At 50.4% G+C, this 3,124-nt stretch carries 1 protein-coding gene and 1 pseudogene; both read right to left on the minus strand.

Annotated features, from left to right (window positions below):
• Nucleotides 1–191: 191 nt before the first annotated feature.
• Nucleotides 192–1,550: a hypothetical protein gene (locus tag AWB64_RS30420; RefSeq protein ID WP_167353952.1), complete on the minus strand. Its 1,359-nt coding sequence runs from the start codon at nt 1,548–1,550 to the stop codon at nt 192–194.
• Nucleotides 1,551–1,626: 76 nt separating this feature from the next.
• A pseudogene (locus tag AWB64_RS30425) lies at nt 1,627–3,124 on the minus strand (hypothetical protein); the annotation flags it as partial.

Raw genomic sequence — 3,124 nt, forward strand, 5'->3', positions numbered from 1 at the left:
TATCTCATCTGGATGAAAGCGCCGCCACACTCAAGTGTTAGTTCGTTAGCCGCTCGGACAAAAACAGCGCCATCGACTTTTGCATAGATAAACTTAGAGGCGTACCCTCGTGCTCCATATCCTCGATGCCTTCCATAACCCAACCGCCAGCCACGGTCTGATCTCCCTGCTTGATGAACGCGCGCCTCATGTCACACTCCTATCCATGTCCACGAGTAGTGAGAGAGGGTGCCATTCAGCTCAAGCTCAGGCATTAATTCCCCGGCCACAAAACGACGTTCAAAGAACCGATTATTATTGCCTACGTAATCTCTGAATGAATTGTTACTGGCCCACGTCCACCGCCCATCGCGCGGACACGGATTGTTAACGATGCAGTAGTCTTCCAGCGCGCGATCAGCTTCCCAAATCCAGTGCGGGCTGCCATCCATTGGCTCGCCCTTTTCATTGACAATGGCGGTATAGCTTCTTGCCACCTCGCCCTTGCGTCCGCTGAAAACAAAGCGGCTGCGTTGGGAGTGAATCACGTAACGGTAGAATCCATCTTCCGCAAAAGTCTCACCTGGCTTGACTGGGAAACTGGACATATCTTGTCGATGGCGCGCTTCGTACTCGTTCCATTCTTGGGAAGTTGAAGGGAAATCAGCGTCGAACGTGACATCGCGCGAGACTTTGGGTGAAACAAAATTGACTCGTCCCATGCTGGGGAAAACCCCCTTGGCATCAATGCTCGTAACAACTAAAACGTTAAATTTATAAGTTCCTTTTGGCACTTTTCCGGTCGGCACTGCAATAAATTTGTACACGACCGATTCGCCCGGAAGGATTGTAACGAAGGTTCCCGAAACTCCCATCGGGAGGTCAACGGTCTCAGTCGGATAGTCCGCTTTATTTATCAGCGTAGTCCCCGCGAGATCAGCCCTCCATTCGCCGCCTCCGGTACTAAATCCACTAACTTCAAGTCGTTCGGCGAACTGTTTTTTCCATTGGTCAGGCGTCTGCAATTCAATTGGATAATTGCCCCCGTTTTTGAAGCTAATAGCAACGAGAAATTTGCTTTTTGCGCGACTGACCTCTACAACTTGCGCATCAAACTTCGCCACAATACGAGCCCGGTCTGTATCTAGTTTCAGTGATTTCAGGTAGAAGTCGTTAATAAGGTACGCAAGTTCTTTCGGAAGATCACCAATGCGGCCCTGGTGTTCAATCACTTGTTCGTCTACGACGCAGCCCACCGAATAACTCATCATCGGATCGACCTGAAGATCGGACCGAGGCTCTTCAACAGCAGCCCGACACATTCGGCTATAAATGTCCTTTGCAATATCGAGGTCACTAGGGGAAAGCTCCGCGTCAACGATACCAACTCCTGTGAATTTCTGGTCGGTCATATCCGTCAGTGTATTAGATAAACCAAGGCGAATCCTTCCCGAGGGAAACCATACACCGACGCTGTTAGCGCCGTAGTGGTGGTCCCCCGTTCCAGAAATAGCGAAACCCGCTTGTTTCGAATTGTTATCAGGGGCGTGTGCATAGGCTGCTACTGGCATTTTCAGCACTCCAAATAAAATACTAACCAAAACTAAAATTCTAAAAAATAATGGGGTGGCACTTGTTTTGCACAGATTACGCATTATATCCAACCCTCCATCTTCTCCACACGCGCCTGGCCGCGTCACCATTTAGGTGCTGCGGCGTTTCGCCGGTCAGTTCGCAAAAATGTTGTCTAATATACTCAAGGTAATAGGGATGGACGGTCGCCGTTGGGGAAGTTGCTTTGCCCGTCGAAATGGGGATATTGGCACCCCCACCCATTAAGTTTTTGTCAGAAGAAATTTGCCACGTTTCCTTGCCTCGATTAGATATGCCCAAAGCAAAATTAAGTTCCTGATCCTTGATGTATTGCTCATGGACCCAGCCGCCAAGTTCCCAATACTCATCTGGGTAGTTAAAGAGGTGTCCACATTCGTGCGCAATTACGTTTGTATCACTAGGCATGTCTGCCCAAACGACCCTTCCATCTGATTGCGCCTGTTGAAACATGTTGATCTCACCCCACGACCCCGCGTCGGCTCGTTGCGTTCGAGGAAATAGATTGATTATTTTATGGATCGGTTTTCCATCTGCGACTGGAGCGTCGTTAATACTTAACAGCAGTTGCACCCTAAATACAACCGATACCCGACATCCGCAGGCCGCATTTTTTGAACAACCGTTAAGAATCAGCTTACTTCCGTGCGCATTTAAAACAGCTTCAATCTGCTGCCTCTTGGTTGCAACGTTAAAGTGCGAGCCGGTTCCGTCGCGATATTTCAAGACAAGACCGTTAGACGGTTTGCCAACTCCAAGTCCTGCCGTTTTCCAATGCAAATCATGGTGAAAAGGTACGGACTGCGGCTTACCGTCCGGTCCTGGCAACACCGTTCCGTATGCATCGCATGCGTGCAGATCGACGGGAACGAGCTTGACCCGTATAGTCGCATAGAGGGTTTTACTGTTTTCGTCGAAGGAAAGTTCAAAAGCCGTGTCGAATTGACCCGCGGTAAGTTTCCGGTTTCCTCGCGGATCAGGTGTGGGGTAAGAGTTTTTCTTTGCGTCCAATCCGTAATATGCTGCTGTCTCGGTCCTATCCCTGCATTCAGTTGTAAAGCTGGGTATCGACCAATCGCAATACTCTGCCGCAGTCAGTTTGATAGGGACAGCGATTTCGTTTGAGATCTGACCTTTTGGCTCTTGATCGGCATTGGTTAAGTTTTTTGGACTGGCCTGCACTTGTGCTGTGCTATGCGTTTGGTCCGTATTTGCGCCTTGCTGAAAAGATTCCGACGTAAGTAGCTCGGGTGCGGCAGGTATCGTGCCTTGCGTGGGCGCCGAATCGGCAAGCGCCACCGCGCTTGGCTTGGTCGGAGCTGCGCTTTTCTCGCGACGCGGCAGATGCGAAGTCGGGATACTGCCCGCGCTGCCGTTCCACGAGTCACAACCCACTACGAACGGGGTCATCTTCGGCGAGAAGGCAGGAGCGGCTAAATGCATTTGCGCCGCCTTCCACTTTTGGAACGGCCCTCGGACGACAATGCCATGCACCGCGCCTAACGTTATTTCGCCATATCTCATCTGGATGAAA

The organism is Caballeronia sordidicola (assembly GCF_001544455.2).
Lineage (GTDB): Bacteria > Pseudomonadota > Gammaproteobacteria > Burkholderiales > Burkholderiaceae > Caballeronia > Caballeronia sordidicola.

Bases quoted from the DNA above. Each gene is read 5' to 3' on its own strand.
- AWB64_RS30420 (WP_167353952.1), bottom strand. From the start codon at position 1,550: ATGCCAGTAGCAGCCTATGCACACGCCCCTGATAACAATTCGAAACAA.